Source organism: Mesorhizobium sp. B2-7-1, from assembly GCF_006440735.1.
Classification (GTDB): Bacteria; Pseudomonadota; Alphaproteobacteria; order Rhizobiales; family Rhizobiaceae; genus Mesorhizobium.
Genome location: NZ_VFUA01000139.1, coordinates 1 through 15212 on the forward strand (window position 1 = coordinate 1; position 15212 = coordinate 15212).

A 15212-nucleotide genomic window follows, 5' to 3' on the forward strand; every position below is an offset into this window, starting at 1 on the left:
AAGCGGCCGGCTAGAGCAATTCCAGGAAAAGTGTGAGCGGTTTTCCGTCCGGAATTGCGTAAAAACAAAGAGATAGGACGTTTCGCCGTTTCCGTGAAACGGTGAAATGCACTAGGCTTGCGTCATGTCCGAAGAGCCAGAGCGCCATCGCCAGGATAATCGCTCTCCCGCCCTCCATTTCGAGATGGTGCGGCGCAAGCCCTCTGCCTCGCTTGCAGGCATCGTCACGGACATCTGCGGCTATCGCGAGATATGGCCCGGTCATTTCCGTATCGTCGAATATGCTTCGCTCACCGTGCCGCTGGTGATCAGCTTCGCCGAAGCCTTCGCCATCGGGCTCGGCCACAGCCCGGGCGACAACGACCGCTACGCCAGCTTTGCCGCCGGCCTCTATGCCGGGCCGGTCATGATCGAATCCTTCGGCGGCGCCTGCTGCGTCCAGGTCAATTTCACGCCGCTTGGCGCCAGGCAATTCTTCGGCCTGCCGATGAGCGAGTTGCGGGACCGTATGGTCGGGCTGGACGACGCGCTGGGCTTCGATGGCATCGCGCTGCGCGAACAGCTCGGCGAAGCGGCGGATTGGAATGCGCGCTTCGACATTGCCGAAGGCTTCATTACCAGCCGCCTCGCCGAAGCGAACGCCCTTTCGCCGGAAGTCGATTGGGCCTACCGGACGGTCGTCGCGTCGGGCGGCCGCACTCGCATTTCTGCGCTCGCCGGCGAGATCGGCTGGAGCCGCAGGCACATGGCGGCCAAATTCACCGATGCGATCGGCATCGGCCCGAAGACATTGTCGCGCATCGTGCGCTTCAATCGCGCGCTCTCGCTCTCGAAGCGGCAGGATGATGACTGGGCCGGCATCGCCGCCGATTGCGGCTATGCCGACCAGGCGCACTTGGTGCGCGAGTTCCGCCAGCTTGCCGGCAAGACGCCGACCGGCCTCGCGGCGTCGATGTAGGCCTCAGCCGAGGTAACATTTCTTCAAGACGCGGAAACCGCCTTCGTACAGACTGGCAATCATCAACCAACATAGGGAGAATGTCATGCCGACAGCAAACGAAGCACCCCGTCTCTATCCGGCCCTGCGTTACAGGGGCGCCGCCAAGATGATCGACTGGCTCAGCGAGGCCTTCGGCTTCGAGCTGCGCGCCCGCTATGGCGAGGGCGACATCGTCCACCACGCTGAGCTGACCTTCGGATCCTCGATGATCATGCTGGGCAGCGCGCGCGACGACGATTACGGCAAGATGGTCGGTGATCCAGGCGGTGGCGGCGGCAAATCGATCTACATCGCCGTCGATGACGCCGATGCCACCTATGCGCGCGCCAAGAAGGCCGGCGCCAAAATCATCCAGGAACTGGTCGACCGCGACTATGGCAGCCGCGAGTTCATCTGCCTCGACCCTGAAGGCAATGTCTGGTCCTTCGGCACCTATTGGCCGAAGGCCGGGGAGAAGGCGTGAGCCTCAGCGCCGACGCTAGAGATTGGCGAAAGCCTCAACAGTTTCGTCATCCACGGGCGGAGCGGGAGCGAAGCGGACGTGCAGACCCGAGGATCCATTCCGTTACCTTGCACGAGGAGTGCAGCGGAGCAGAATTTTGCACCGTTGCAACGCTTTTAGGTCACGGAATGGATCCTCGGGTCTGCGCTGCGTCGCTACGCTCCTTGCTCCGCCCGTGGATGACGACCCGATGGGTGTTTTCGCCAATCACAAACCCTGTGGTCCCGACAGGGCCGTCTACCGCGCCAGCGAAAAAATCGCGTCGCAGTCGAGGTGGCGCTCCAACTCCGCCGCGACCTCGTCCAGCGCCCTCTCGACGTCCGCGCGATAGTCGATGCCGCCTCCCATGACGCCGAGGCTCTCCAGGTAGGCGGCGCGAAAAGCGTCGGCGGAAAACAGCCCGTGCAGATAGGTGCCGATCACCTTGCCGTCGGCCGAGACCGCACCGTCCTCGACCCCGTTGAGAATCGCCGACGGCCGCGCCGTGTCCGGGCCAGTGGTGCGGCCGAGATGGATCTCGTAGCCTTCGAGCGGCAGGCCGAACTGCACCGAGTGCGCGCTTGAATTGCGCACGGTCTTTTCCGGTTCCATCACCGTTTCGATATCGAGCAGGCCGAGGCCTTCGGCCTCGGTGACGCTGCCTTCGATGCCGTCGGGATCGCGCACCACGCGGCCGAGCATCTGATAGCCACCGCAAATGCCGACGACATGACCGCCGCGCTTGCGATGAGCGGCAAGATCGCGATCCCAGCCATTCTCGCTGAATTTCAGCAGGTCGCTGATGGTAGACTTCGAACCGGGAATGACCACAAGCCCGGCATCCTCCGGCAGCCTCTTGCCCGGCGGCACGAACACCACCTCGACCTGCGGTTCGGCCTTCAGCGGATCGAGGTCGTCGAAATTGGCGATGCGCGCCAGCATCGGCACCGCGACCTTCAACGCCCGTTTCTCGCCGGAAGCGAGGCGCTCGAGCACGACGGAATCCTCCGAAGGCAGCCGGCCCGCCGCCTTCAGCCATGGCACGACGCCGAAGCAGCGCCAGCCGGTGAACTTTTCGATTGCGCTTATCCCGTCGTCGAACAGCGAGACATCACCGCGGAACTTGTTGATGAGATAGCCGGCAATCATGCGCCGGTCTTCCTCCGGAAGGATGAGATGCGTGCCGGCGACGGAAGCGATGACGCCGCCGCGGTCGATGTCGCCGACCAGGATCACCGGCACATTGGCGCGCGTCGCAAAACCCATATTGGCAATGTCGCGGCTCCTGAGATTGATCTCGGCCGGCGAGCCTGCGCCCTCGACGATGACCAGGTCGGCGCCCTCGCCCACCTTGGCCCACGAATCCAGCACCGCGTCCATCAGCCCGGCTTTCATCGCCTGGTAGTCGCGCGCCCGAGCCTCACCATGCACCTTGCCCTGCACCACAACTTGCGAGCCGATATCGCTCTGCGGCTTGAGCAGCACCGGGTTCATATGCACCGTCGGCCTCACGCCGCAGGCCAGCGCCTGGAGCCATTGCCCGCGGCCGATCTCGCCTTCGCCGGCTTTGTCGCTGCCCGGGATGCCGGCGACGGCGGCATTGTTCGACATGTTCTGCGGCTTGAACGGCCTGACTTTCAGCCCGCGTTTTTTCGCGGCCCGGCAGAGCCCCGCCACCAGCACGGTCTTGCCGACATCCGAGCCGGTGCCCTGCAGCATGATCGCCTTGGCCATCAGTCCCTGCCTCCCGAGCCTATGGTCGATTTCTGTGCCAGCGGCCCGCCCCGCCAAAGATAAAGCGCCATCAGCGGCTCCTTGCCCGTGCGCATGGCATGATTGACATTGGAAGCGTGGTGAATGACCTCGCCGGCGTCGCGAACATGGAAACCGCTCTCGCCCATGCGCCATTTCGTGCCGCCGGTCAGCGGGATGTAGATCTCCTCGGCGATGTGGTGATGGTCGGGATAGACGATGTCCGGCCCGAGGATCAGCAGGCCGGCCGCTACCTCTTCATTGACGAAATGCCCGCGCGTGCCGAACACTTCCAGCCAGCCGTAATTGTCGACGAAACCCTGCCCGAAATCCGCGGCGGTATAGGTCTGCCCCCAGCGCAGCTCATCCCGACGGTCGGCAACGAAGCGCGCCAGCGGCTTGGCGCCGGCCGGCGCGAGCTCGGCGATGCGATCGAGATGACCAAGGCAGCCAAGCGCGCGCGGTTGGAGGGGCCGGACAGGCATATCCCAGTCGATACGCGCGACTTCGTCAACGACCAGATCGTCGTCGACGCCGGCGAGACAGACGTGGAATCGCTCCAGCAACTCATCGAAAATTGTCGGCACGCAAGAGCTCCGTTAGTCATTCCATGCACAGCCGGTTCTCAACGGCCCGGGTTGCGCGGCGGCATCATTGGTCTAGATTGAACGACGCGCAAAGCCAAAAACGACAGGCCAGAAGGCCTGAAACGACAGGGAGCACGCCATGGACGCGGCAGTCGATGCGGGCGCTGGCCAGTTCGAACTCAATGAGGAACAGCGCGCCATCCAGGAGATGGCCCAGGCCTTCGCGGCGGACCGCGTCGCGCCCAATGCGCTCGACTGGGACAAGGCGAAGCACTTCCCCGCGGATGTGATCCGCGAGACCGGGCCGCTCGGCCTCGGCGGCATCTATGTGCGCGACGATGTCGGCGGCTCGGCGCTTGGGCGGCTGGACGCCGTGCTGATCTTCGAGGCGCTCGCCCATGCCGATCCGGCCTTCTCCTCCTTCATTTCCATCCACAACATGGCGGCCTCGATGATCGACCGCTTCGGGAGCGACGAGCAACGCCAGCGCTTCCTGCCGAAGCTGACCTCGATGGAGTGGCTGGCGAGCTATTGCCTGACCGAGCCCGGCTCAGGCTCGGATGCTGCCGCGCTGAAAACGCGCGCGGTCAAAAGCGGCGGCGATTACGTGCTCAACGGCGCCAAGCAGTTCATTTCCGGGGCCGGCGACAGCGATCTCTATGTCGTGATGGCGCGCAGCGGCGCGGACGGGCCGAAAGGCATTTCGACCTTCGTCGTGCCCAAGGATGCGCCGGGCCTGTCCTTCGGCGCCAACGAGCACAAGATGGGCTGGCACATGCAGTCGACCCGCCAGGTCATCTTCGAGGATTGCAAGGTGCCGGCCGAGAACCTGCTTGCCGCCGAAGGCGCCGGCTTCGGCATCGCCATGGCCGGGCTCGACGGCGGCCGCCTCAACATCGCCGCCTGTTCGCTGGGCGGAGCGCAGTCGGCGCTCGACAAGGCACTCGCTTACACTTCCGAGCGCAAAGCCTTCGGCTCCAAGATCAACCAGTTCCAGGCGCTGCAGTTCAGGCTGGCCGACATGGAGACGGAACTGCAGGCGGCCCGCATCTTCCTCTACGCCGCCGCCTCGAAGCTCGACCGCAAGGCGGCCGACGCCGGCAAATGGTCGGCGATGGCCAAGCGCTTCGTTACCGACATCGGCTTCGACATCGCCAACCAGGCGCTGCAATTGCATGGCGGCTATGGCTACCTGCACGACTACGGCATCGAGAAGCTGGTGCGCGACCTGCGCGTCCATCAGATCCTCGAAGGCACCAATGAGATCATGCGCGTCATCATCGCGCGCTCGTTGATTGGCCGCTGAACAGACTTTTGGGAGAGAGACAATGAGCACCATCGCCTTCATCGGCCTGGGCAATATGGGCAATCCGATGGCTGCCAACCTCGTAAAGGCGGGACACGCTGTTTACGGCTTCGATCTCGTTCCGGAGAACCTCACGACTGCCAAGGAGCACGGCATTACCGTCATGGCGAACGCCGCCACGGCAGTGAAGGACGCCGACGTGGTCATCACCATGCTGCCTGCCGGCAAGCATGTGCTGTCGGTCTATGAGGACATCGCGCCCAAGGCAAAGAAAGGCGCGCTGTTCATCGATTCCTCGACCATCGATGTCGAATCGGCGCGCAAGGCGCATGCGATTGCCGCGAAGCATGGCCTGCAATCGATCGACGCACCTGTCTCCGGCGGCACGGGCGGCGCCACGGCCGGCACGCTGACCTTCATGGCCGGCGGCTCGAACGAGGCCTTCGCTGTCGCCGAGCCGATCCTGAAGCCGATGGCCGGACGCGTCGTCCATTGCGGCGGCGACGGCGCCGGCCAGGCGGCCAAGATCTGCAACAATATGATTCTCGGCATCTCGATGATCGGCGTCGCCGAAGCCTTCGTACTCGCCGAAAAGCTCGGCCTGTCGCACCAGGCGCTGTACGACGTCGCCTCCACCTCGTCGGGCCAATGCTGGTCGCTGACCACCTATTGCCCGGTTCCCGGCCCAGTGCCGGCCTCGCCGGCCAACCGCGACTACAAGCCCGGCTTTGCCGCCGCGCTCATGCTGAAAGACCTGAAATTATCGCAGGAAGCAGCACAAGGCGCGGGCGCCGTGACGCCGCTCGGCGCCGAGGCCACGCAGCTCTATGCCTTGTTCAACGCGCAGGGTCATGCCGGCGCCGATTTTTCCGGCATTATTAATTTCCTGCGGGGAAATCAGGCATAACAACTTGATTTAAAAAGGTTATTTTCGATTTTTGCCGCTCGGAAGCCGGCAAATTTAGATTTGCTTAAGGTCTCGCTAACTCACCGGTAACGATGTGCCTTTAAAACGGACTGCGAGGCGGACATCGCGTCTGCCCGGCGCTCCGGATCAGGTCTCGCGTACCGGAGCCCGTAAGTTTCGCAAGTGTTTCGTAGCGAAACGCCATGCGTATCTGGCAAAGCCGCGTTCCCGTTGGGGCGCGGTTTTTGCGTTTTGGACGGTCCGGGAAGTTGGACCGGGCGCCCGATCGAGGAGCGCCCGGTGTAAATTGGCCTACCGCTTCCGCAAATCCGCATCCGCGAGATCGAGCGCCTTGGCGATGCGCTCGCAGGCCATGTCGATGGTGTCGCGCGTCCAGATCAGCGGCGGCGACAGGATCATCGTGTCGCCGGTGGCCCGCAGCATCATGCCGTTCGCGATCGCATGGTCGCGCACCAGGACCGCGGCACTTCCCGACGGCAGATAGCGTTCCTTGGTCGCCTTGTCCTTGACGATCTCGATCGCGCCCATCAGGCCGATCGAACGCACCTCGCCGACCAGCCTGTGCCCGGCGATCCGCTCCTGCAGCGCCTGCGCGAAATAGGGACCGGTGTCGTTCTTCACCCGCTCGACCAGCCCTTCCTTCTCGATGATCTCGAGGTTCTTGAGCGCCACCGCGCAGGCCACCGGATGACCGGAATAGGTATAGCCGTGATAGAACTCGCCGCCCTTCTCGACCAATGTCCTGGCGACGCGGTCGCCGACCAGCAGCGCCGACAGCGGCTGGTAGCCCGAGGTCAGCGCCTTGGCGGTGGTGATGGTGTCGGGCTCGATCCCGAAGGTCTGCGCCGCGAACCATTCGCCGGTGCGGCCATAGCCGGTGATGACCTCGTCCAGCATCAACAGCACATCGTATTTGCGGCAGATCCGCTCCACTTCCGGCCAATAGCTCATCGGCGGGATCTTCACGCCGCCGGCGCCCATCACCGGCTCGCCGATGAAGGCGGCGACCTTGTCGGCGCCAGCCTCGAGGATGGCGTCCTCGACCGCCTTCGCCGCGCGGATGCCGAAATCATGGTCGCTCTCGCCCGGCAGCGCCAGCTCATAGGCATAGGGCATCATCACATGGACGATGTTGGGCACCGCGCCGCCGAGCTGCTTGTGCATCGGCTCCATGCCGCCGAGCGAGGTGCCGGCAATCGTCGAGCCGTGGTAGGCCGACTTGCGCGAGATGATGCGGTTCTTCTCGGGCTTGCCTTCAAGCGCCCAGTAGTGGCGCACGAGCCTGAGAGCAGTGTCGTTGGCTTCCGACCCGGACGAGCCGTAGAAAACCTGGCTGACATGCTTGGGCGCCAGCTCCGCCAGCTTCTTCGACAACAGCACCGGCGTCGGCGTCGAACATTTGAAGAAGGAGTTGTAGTAGGGCAGCTCCTTCATCTGGGCGGATGCCGCCTCGGCGAGCTCGTCGCGGCCGTAGCCGACATTGACGCACCAAAGGCCCGCCATGCCGTCGAGGATTTCGGTGCCATCGGCATCGTAGATGAACGGGCCGTTGGCATGGGTGATGATGCGCGACCCCGTTTCGCGCAGTTCCTTGTGGTCGGTGAAGGGATGAAGGTGATGCGCGGCGTCGATCTGCTGAAGCTGCTTCAGCGAATAATTCTGATAAGTCATGGCTTTGATCTTTCCTCTTGAATCAATCCGGCAACGGCCGGGGCGGATTCGTCAGAGGAAGGCAGGCGGCGAATAGCCGATGCGGGCACACAACCGCAACAGCTCGGCGCGAAGGGTCCGCGGTGACGGCGTCACCGCGACCCCGAAGGCGCCAGATGTGCTGAAGCGGATCATGGCGGCAGCTTATGCCGCCTGAGGCCCAAAATTCAAGCCGTGCCAAGGTGAGTTGAGATTCAGGTCAGGCCGGCATCACCTGAATATCAATACACCTTACCGCCAAGCGCCCGTTGCAGGAACATATAGCGCATCGCCGTCTGCGCCGCCTGCGGCCGGCGGTCGCCGCGTCCGCCATGGCCGCCTTCGGTTTCCTCGAAGAACAGCGTCTTGCCGTGGCCTGCCTCCTGCAGCCGCGCCGCCATCTTGCGGGCATGCCCGGGGTGCACGCGGTCGTCGGCGGTGGACGTCATCAACAGCACCGGCGGATAGGCGACATCGGCCGAGACATGCTGGTAGGGAGAATAGGCGCCGAGCCAGGCTGCATCCTCCGGCTTCGACGGGTCGCCATATTCGGCGATCCACGAGGCGCCGGGCGGCAGTTCGGTGTAGCGCAGCATGTCGAGCAGCGGCACGTCGATGATGACGGCACCGAACAGTTCCGGCCGCTGCGTCAGCGACGTGCCGGTAAGCAGGCCGCCATTGGAGCCGCCCTGGATGCCGAGCTGCGCCGCCGTGGTGATGCCGCGCCTGACGACATCCTCGGCCACCGCCGCGAAATCGTCGAAGGCGTTCTGGCGCTTGCCCTTGAGCGCCGCCTGGTGCCAGGCCGGGCCGAACTCGCCGCCGCCGCGTATGTTGGCCTGGACATAGGCGTTGCCCTTGTCCAGCCAGAGCTTGCCGCGAATGCCGGCATAGCCGGGCAAGAGCGGCACCTCGAAGCCGCCGTAGCCGTAGAGCAGCGCCGGCACCGGCCCTTTCTGGTCGCGGCGCCGCACGACGAAATACGGGATCATCGTGCCGTCCTTCGAGCGCGCCTCGAACTGCTCAGAAACATAAGGCGCGGCATCGAAACGGGCCGGCTGCGACTTCACGGTTTCAAGCCTCTCGCCATTGTCGTCCGACCAGATGATCGAGCTCGGCGTCAGGAAATCGGTGAAGGAGAAGGATACGCTCGACCCGAAATGCTCGACATGGCTGATGCCGACATTGCCGTTGTCGGGCAGCGCGATCCGTTTCAGCGACCAGCCATCGGCGGTGCGGTCGCAGGCGATGACCTTGCCGCGCACATTGTCCATCAAATTGATGAACAGCCGGTCCTGCGTCCTGGCGAGCCCGGCGATCGAGACACGATGCGCCGGCTCGAGCACGGTCTGGAACGGACCGAATGCGCCGCTCTCGATCCAGCGGTCGAAATCGAACGAGTAAAGCCCGTCGGGCAGGCAGCGCGTGCCGTCCGGCGCCGTCCACGGACTGCGCACGCCGAAGATCAGCTGGCCCTTGAAGATCGCCGTGTCGGTGGCGTCGTCCGGCAGCGGAATGCGCCGGTTTTCGCCCGAAGCCAGCCGCAGGAAGCTTTGCGAGGTGAAGAAGTCGAGCGTCTTGCCGAGCAGCACATGCCGCTTGTCGCCGTCATGTTCCACGCCGCCGCCGACCGCGAGATGCTGCTCCTCGCCTTCGAAGATCGGCGTGGCGTCCTCGAGCTTCGTGCCGCGCCGCCACAGCTTGATCACGCGCGGATAGCCGGATTGCGTCTTGTCGTCTTCCTCGAAAGCCGCCGAAACGATGACGGTATCCTTGTCCAGCCATGAAAAGCCGGACTTGGAGGCGCGCGCGGAAAAACCCCCATCGACAAAGGACCTCGTCGCGATGTCGAATTCACGCATCTCGCTGGCGTCGCCGCCATCGGGCGACATGTAGAGCAGGCAGCGGTTGAACTCGGGATAGAGCCGGCTGGCTCCGCCAAACACCCACTTCACACCTTCCTTCGCCGAGAGCTGGTCGAAGTCGATGAGGGTCTCCCACTCCGGCTTCTCGTTCTTGTAGGAAGCGACTGATGTGCGCCGCCAGAGTCCCAGCGCATTGGTCTTGTCCTGCCAGAAATTATAGACGTAACCGGCAAGCGCTGCTCCGACCGGGATATTATCCTCGGCCGTCATCAGGTCGAGCGCGGTCTCGAAAGTCGCCTGATAGGAAGGATCGCCCTGCAATTCGGCGACGGTCAGCGCATTCTGGCGATGAACCCAGTCCAACGCTTCCTTGCCGTTGCGATCCTCCAGCCAGAGGAAGGGATCATTGGCGGTCAATTCGGGCTGGGTTCTGGTCATCGTGCTGGTCATGCGGGACTCCATTTGGCGGCCCCGCCTACATCGCGTTCACTGCGTTGATATTCAAGAGCCGTGGCGGGATCGATCACAAAACCCGCCGTCGCGCGACCGTCGCCGCAGCCAGCGCCGCGCAGATTGCACCGAGGGTGACCGGCAGGCCGCCGGCGCCAACGACGTCCATCACGCTGCCGGTCAGCGGCGGCACGATGATGCCGCCGAGGCCCCACATCAGCGAGAAGGCGGCGTTGCCGGCGACCAGCGCCGAGCCTGTAAAACGTTCGCCGAGCTCGATGATGGACATCGTGTAGATGCCGTAGGAAACCGCGCCCCAGACAAAGACGCAGATCCAGATCAGCGGTGTCTCGATCAGCGCGGGCAAAAGCACGCATCCGAGGATCGTCACGACGACGCAGCCGAAGCGAACAAGGCGCGCCGTCAGCTTTTCGGCGAGCAGGCCGAGCGGCACCTGCATGGCAATGTTGCCGGCGATCATTGCCGACAGCAGCGCCGACATGCGCGCTTCGGGAATGCCGTGATGCGTTCCATAGACCGGCAGCAGCGCCAGGATCGCCTGCTCGAAACCCGCCGCGACGACCACCGCCGACATAAGCAGCCAGGCCATCGGTATGAAACCCAGCACCGAAACCTTGTTCTCGGCCTCGTCGACCTTCGGCAGCCGCTTCACCACCACGGCCAGGCAGCCGCCGCAAAAGACGAAAGCAGAAATGCCGACCAGGAAAGGCGGCCAGCCCTCGGTGCCGACGGCAAGCAGGCAGAGCGGTCCGGCCGCGAAGCCCGCCGAGATGATGGTGGAGTAGACGCCCATGACGCGGCCGCGGCGCGACGGCGGCGCCAGCGCGATCACCCAGATTTCGCTCAAGACATAAAGCGGATTGGTCACCACGCCGATGAGGAAGCGCAGCGGAAACCACAGATAGACATTCTGCGTCCAGCCGATCAGTGCCAGCACCAGCGCCGACAGCGCGGCGCAGGTGAGCGCGGTGCGCCCTGCTCCGAACCGGCGCGCCAATCCCGGGATCAGCGGCGAGGACAGGATGAAGCCGACCGGCGTCATTGCCGCCGACAGCCCGATTACCGCCGGCGAGACGCCTTGCCGTTGCAGGATGAAGCTGAGCAGCGGATAGGAAAGCCCTTGCGCTATGGCGAACACCGAAACGGTCGCGATCACGCCGGTGATCGCTGCCCACTGCACGCTCCCGCTGCTCTCTGAATCCGCCAGAGCCATCAGTTCCTGATCCAATCGGTTGGAGGCATAACCGTTGTGGCCGGTTGCCGTAAGGCCCACCGCCGGCGAAAGCGGATGCTCCAGCCAATCCCTGTCAGGAACGCTTGCGCCGCAGGGACCGATACAGGGCGAACGCCACCAGCAGAATGTCGAGCCCAATGATGACGGCAGGCAGCCCGAGCGGCCCGATCGCCTGCATCAGGGCGCCGGCGCCGGGCGGCCCGACGATGCCGCCGACGCCCCATAGCAGCGCGAAAGCCGCATTGCCGGTGACCAGCAGCGAGCCCTTGAAGCGGCCGCCGAGCTCGACCAGCGCCATCGTGTAGACGCCATAGCCGACCGCGCCCATCACCAGAAGCACGCCCCAGATCGATGGCGTGGTGATCAACAGCGGCAATAGAATCGCGCAAGCCGTCGTCGCCATTGCACAGGCGAGGATCATGGGCCGCCCGCCGAAGCGTTCGGCAAGCAGGCCGAGCGGGATCTGCAGGACGATGTTGCCCAGCGAAAGCATCATCACCAGCGCGGCAAGCGTCGCCTCGGGCAATCCATAGCCGGCGCCGAAGACGGGGACCAACGCATAGGTGCTTTGTTGGACCGCCGCGGAGACCAGCACGGCCAAGAGCAGCGCCGGCGCTAGCCGGGCAAAACCGAAAAAGCTCCCGGCTGGCTGCCCGTCATCCTCGAAACCCGTGAGCTTCGAGGAGACGAGGCGCAGAATGACGGCGCAAACGGTGAAGCCGGCAATGCCGACGCCGAACGGCGCCCAGCCGACTGTGCCTACCAGCGTGAGCGTGAACGGCCCGGCCGCGTAGCCGGCGCCCATCAGCGTGTTGAACACGCCCATGACGCGTCCGCGCCGCGATGGCGGCGCCAGCGACAGCGCCCAGACCTCGCCCAGCACATAGAGCGGGTTGATGACCACGCCGATGACGAAGCGGATGATGTACCAGGCGACCCAGTTCTGCAAATAGCCGATGGCCAGGAAGCACAGCGCTCCAAGCAGAGAGCAGCCGACCGCCAGGTTTCGCGCGCCGACCAGCCGCACGGCCGCCGGCACGAAGGAGGCCGACAGGATCAGCCCGACCGGCATCATCGCCGCCGAAAGACCGATCAAGCCCGGCGAAAAGCCCTGTTTCTGCATCAGCAGCGTGAAGAGCGGCGAGCTCAACCCTTGCGCCGCGCCGAACATGGCAAGTGCTGCCGTGACGCCGGCAAGGGCTGCCCATTGCGGTCTGTCTTCAACGGTCTGGACGGAAGCGGTCATTGTGGCTCGCGGTTGAACAATCACGGCATCATTATCAGCAGCAAGAGCCTCCCTGATGCCTCAGCGGAAGCAATTTGGCGATCCAGCCCGCTCCCCCTCCGGCATGTCGCTTCCCTCGTCCTAGTGGTCGCCGCCTCCTCACCGGTTGCATTGCCGCCAGTCCATTATGCGGCCGATTTCGCATCCTCACGAGGCTTCTCATGACTGCCGCCCTTCATCCCGCCGAGCCGGCCCTGGCAACCGATCGCGCCCGCCGTGGCGGCCGCGCGGGCAAGCGCGCCGGCGGCTCGGCCGCTTTCGAGCAGCCCGCCTTCCGGCAATTGAAGAACCCGCTGACCCCGACCAAGCTGGTGTCAGACGACGAGCTGGAATCGATCCATATCGCCTCGTTGCGCGTCTTGAAGGAAATCGGCGTCGACGTTCTGCACGAGGAAGCCCGCCGCATCATGAAGGCGCATGGCGCGGATGTGCGCGAAGGCTCGGAGCGTGTGCGCTTCGACAGCGACATGATCCTGGAGCTCGTCTCGCACTGCCCGTCGGAATTCACGCTGCATGCCCGCAACCCGGCGCACAATCTGCGTTTCGGCGGCAACAACGTCATCCTGTCGATGATGGCCTCGGCGCCGAACTGTTCCGACCTCGACCGCGGCCGCCGGCCCGGCAACCAGGCCGACTACCGCAATTTCCTGCGCCTGGCGCAGATGCACAACATCCTGCAATGCACCGGCGGCTATCCGGTCGAGCCGATCGATATCCACCCCTCGGTGCGGCACCTGGAATGCATCCGCGACCTCGCCATGCTGACCGACAAGGTCTTCCACATCTATTCGCTCGGCAAGGAGCGCAATGTCGACGGCATCGAGATCACCCGCATCGCCCGCGGCATCAGCCGCGAGCAGCTGATGCTGGAACCGTCGGTCTTCACCATCATCAACACCAATTCGCCGCTCAAGCTCGACGTGCCGATGATGGAGGGCATCATCCAGATGTCGAGCATGGGCCAGGCTGTCATCGTCACCCCGTTCACGCTCTCGGGCGCCATGGCGCCCGTCACCGTCGCCGGCGCGCTGGTGCAGCAGAACGCCGAGGCGCTTTCCGGCATCGCCTTCGCGCAGATGGTCAAGAAAGGCGCTCCGGTCGGCTATGGCGGCTTCACCTCCAATGTCGACATGAAGTCCGGCGCGCCGGCTTTCGGCACGCCCGAATACATGAAGGCGCAGCTCGTCGGCGGCCAGCTCGCCCGCCGCTACAACATCCCCTACCGCACCTCCAACACCTGCGCCGCCAACACGGTGGACGCGCAGGCCGCCTATGAAAGCGTGTTCTCGCTCTGGGGCGCGATCCAGGGCGGCGGCAATCTGATGATGCACGGCGCCGGCTGGCTGGAAGGCGGCCTGCGCTGCTCCTATGAAAAGACCATCCTCGACATCGATCTTTTGCAGATGGTGGCCGAGTTCCTCACCCCGCTCGACCTCTCCGAGGACGCGCTCGGCTTCGACGCCATCCAGTCGGTCGGCCCGGGGGGTCATTTCTTCGGCACTCCGCACACGCAGGCGCGCTACAAGACCGCCTTCTATTCACCGATCGTCTCCGACTGGCGCAACTTCGAGAGCTGGACCGAGGCCGGCTCGCCGACGGCGATGGAGCGGACCAACAAGGTCTGGAAGGAACGCCTTGCCTCCTACGAGGAGCCGTATATGGACCCGGCCATCCGCGAGGAACTCAACGACTTCGTCGAGAAGCGCCGCGCCGAAGGCGGCGCGCCGACCGATTTCTGATTTTCAGTGTTGAGGGTGAACAGTCGACTGCGCTCAGTCGAGCTTCGCTTTAGCCTTCAAACCCAATCATTCGATTCAGTCTCTGTAAACACGGACCCATCTGTATGAAATCTCACGTTAAAGCGGTTGTCATCGGCGGCGGCGTCGTCGGCTGCTCGGTGCTCTATCACCTCGCCAAGGCCGGCTGGACCGACATCATGCTGATCGAGCGCTCGGAGCTCACCTCCGGCTCGTCCTGGCATGCGGCCGGCGGCTTCCATACGTTGAACGGCGACCCGAACGTCGCCAAGCTGCAGGCCTACACGGTCCAGCTCTACAAGGAGATCGAGGAGATTTCCGGCCAGTCCTGCTCGCTGCATCTCACCGGCGGCGTGATGATGGCCGATACACCGGAACGCATGGACTTCCTGCGGTTGGCACACGCCAAGGGCCGCTATCTCGGCATGGACACCGAGCTGATCACACCGTCGGAAGCCAAGGCGATGTTCCCGCTGATGGACGAGAAGAATTTCGTCGGCGCCATGTGGGATCCGGTCGAAGGCCATCTCGACCCTTCGGGCACCACCATCGCCTATTCCAAGGCCGCGAAAAAGCTCGGCGCCGAGATCGTGCTGCGCAATCGCGTCGTCGACCTCACGCAGCAGCCGGACGGCACCTGGAACGTCGTCACCGAACAGGGAACGGTTCACGCCGAGCATGTCGTCAATTGCGGCGGCCTGTGGGCGCGCGAGATCGGCCGCATGGTCGGCGTCGAATTGCCGGTGCTGGCGATGGAGCATATGTATCTCCTCACCGAGCCGATGCCGGAGGTCGAGGAATTCAACAAGTCGACCGGACGCGAGATGATCGGCGTGATCGACTTCAAGGGCGAGATC

At 64.2% G+C, this 15212-nt stretch carries 12 protein-coding genes; 6 read left to right on the plus strand and 6 right to left on the minus strand.

The genetic code is table 11. The features are described 5' to 3' along the window. Positions 1-124: 124 nt before the first annotated feature. Together FJ471_RS31290 and FJ471_RS31295 are read left to right on the plus strand one after the other, a co-directional pair. A complete protein-coding gene (locus FJ471_RS31290) occupies positions 125-958 on the plus strand; it encodes an AraC family transcriptional regulator (RefSeq protein ID WP_140809263.1) in 834 nt (277 codons plus the stop codon). Between the two features lie 85 nt (positions 959-1043). After that, positions 1044-1463, plus strand: a complete 420-nt coding sequence (locus FJ471_RS31295) for a VOC family protein (RefSeq protein WP_140809265.1) — start codon at positions 1044-1046, stop codon at positions 1461-1463. A 276-nt stretch (positions 1464-1739) separates the two neighbouring features. On the opposite strand, the gene FJ471_RS31300 is transcribed toward FJ471_RS31295, so the two are convergent. Continuing rightward, positions 1740-3215 carry a cobyric acid synthase gene (locus FJ471_RS31300; RefSeq protein ID WP_140809267.1) on the minus strand — a complete coding sequence of 492 codons (1476 nt, stop codon included), beginning with the start codon at positions 3213-3215 and terminating at the stop codon, positions 1740-1742. Then, complete coding sequence (locus tag FJ471_RS31305; protein ID WP_140809269.1) at positions 3215-3820, minus strand: dimethylsulfonioproprionate lyase family protein; 606 nt, start codon at positions 3818-3820, stop codon at positions 3215-3217. The genes FJ471_RS31300 and FJ471_RS31305 overlap by 1 nt, the downstream gene beginning before the upstream one ends. Before the next feature lie 139 nt (positions 3821-3959). Between FJ471_RS31305 and FJ471_RS31310 the strand changes: the two genes are divergently transcribed. Beyond that, positions 3960-5126, plus strand: a complete 1167-nt coding sequence (locus tag FJ471_RS31310) for an isobutyryl-CoA dehydrogenase (protein ID WP_140809271.1) — start codon at positions 3960-3962, stop codon at positions 5124-5126. A 22-nt stretch (positions 5127-5148) separates the two neighbouring features. Then, positions 5149-6033 carry a 3-hydroxyisobutyrate dehydrogenase gene (gene mmsB, locus FJ471_RS31315; protein ID WP_140809272.1) on the plus strand — a complete coding sequence of 295 codons (885 nt, stop codon included), beginning with the start codon at positions 5149-5151 and terminating at the stop codon, positions 6031-6033. Between the two features lie 312 nt (positions 6034-6345). Here mmsB and FJ471_RS31320 read toward each other — a convergent pair whose 3' ends face one another. From FJ471_RS31320 to FJ471_RS31340, 4 genes are all read right to left on the minus strand, one after another. Next, positions 6346-7725: an aspartate aminotransferase family protein gene (locus FJ471_RS31320; RefSeq protein ID WP_140809274.1), complete on the minus strand. Its 1380-nt coding sequence runs from the start codon at positions 7723-7725 to the stop codon at positions 6346-6348. Between the two features lie 260 nt (positions 7726-7985). Then, positions 7986-10058 carry a prolyl oligopeptidase family protein gene (locus tag FJ471_RS31330; protein WP_140809277.1) on the minus strand — a complete coding sequence of 691 codons (2073 nt, stop codon included), beginning with the start codon at positions 10056-10058 and terminating at the stop codon, positions 7986-7988. Between the two features lie 73 nt (positions 10059-10131). Next, positions 10132-11292, minus strand: a complete 1161-nt coding sequence (locus FJ471_RS31335; RefSeq protein WP_140809279.1) for an MFS transporter — start codon at positions 11290-11292, stop codon at positions 10132-10134. Positions 11293-11386: 94 nt separating this feature from the next. After that, a complete protein-coding gene (locus FJ471_RS31340) occupies positions 11387-12559 on the minus strand; it encodes an MFS transporter (RefSeq protein ID WP_140809281.1) in 1173 nt (390 codons plus the stop codon). A 200-nt stretch (positions 12560-12759) separates the two neighbouring features. Here FJ471_RS31340 and FJ471_RS31345 point away from each other — a divergent pair, with 200 nt between their 5' ends. Further along, on the plus strand, positions 12760-14337 hold the full coding sequence (locus FJ471_RS31345) for a trimethylamine methyltransferase family protein (RefSeq protein WP_140809283.1): 1578 nt from the start codon (positions 12760-12762) through the stop codon (positions 14335-14337). 104 nt (positions 14338-14441) lie between these two features. Continuing rightward, positions 14442-15212: FAD-binding oxidoreductase (locus FJ471_RS31350; protein WP_140809285.1), on the plus strand; the 771-nt coding region annotated here is incomplete at its 3' end.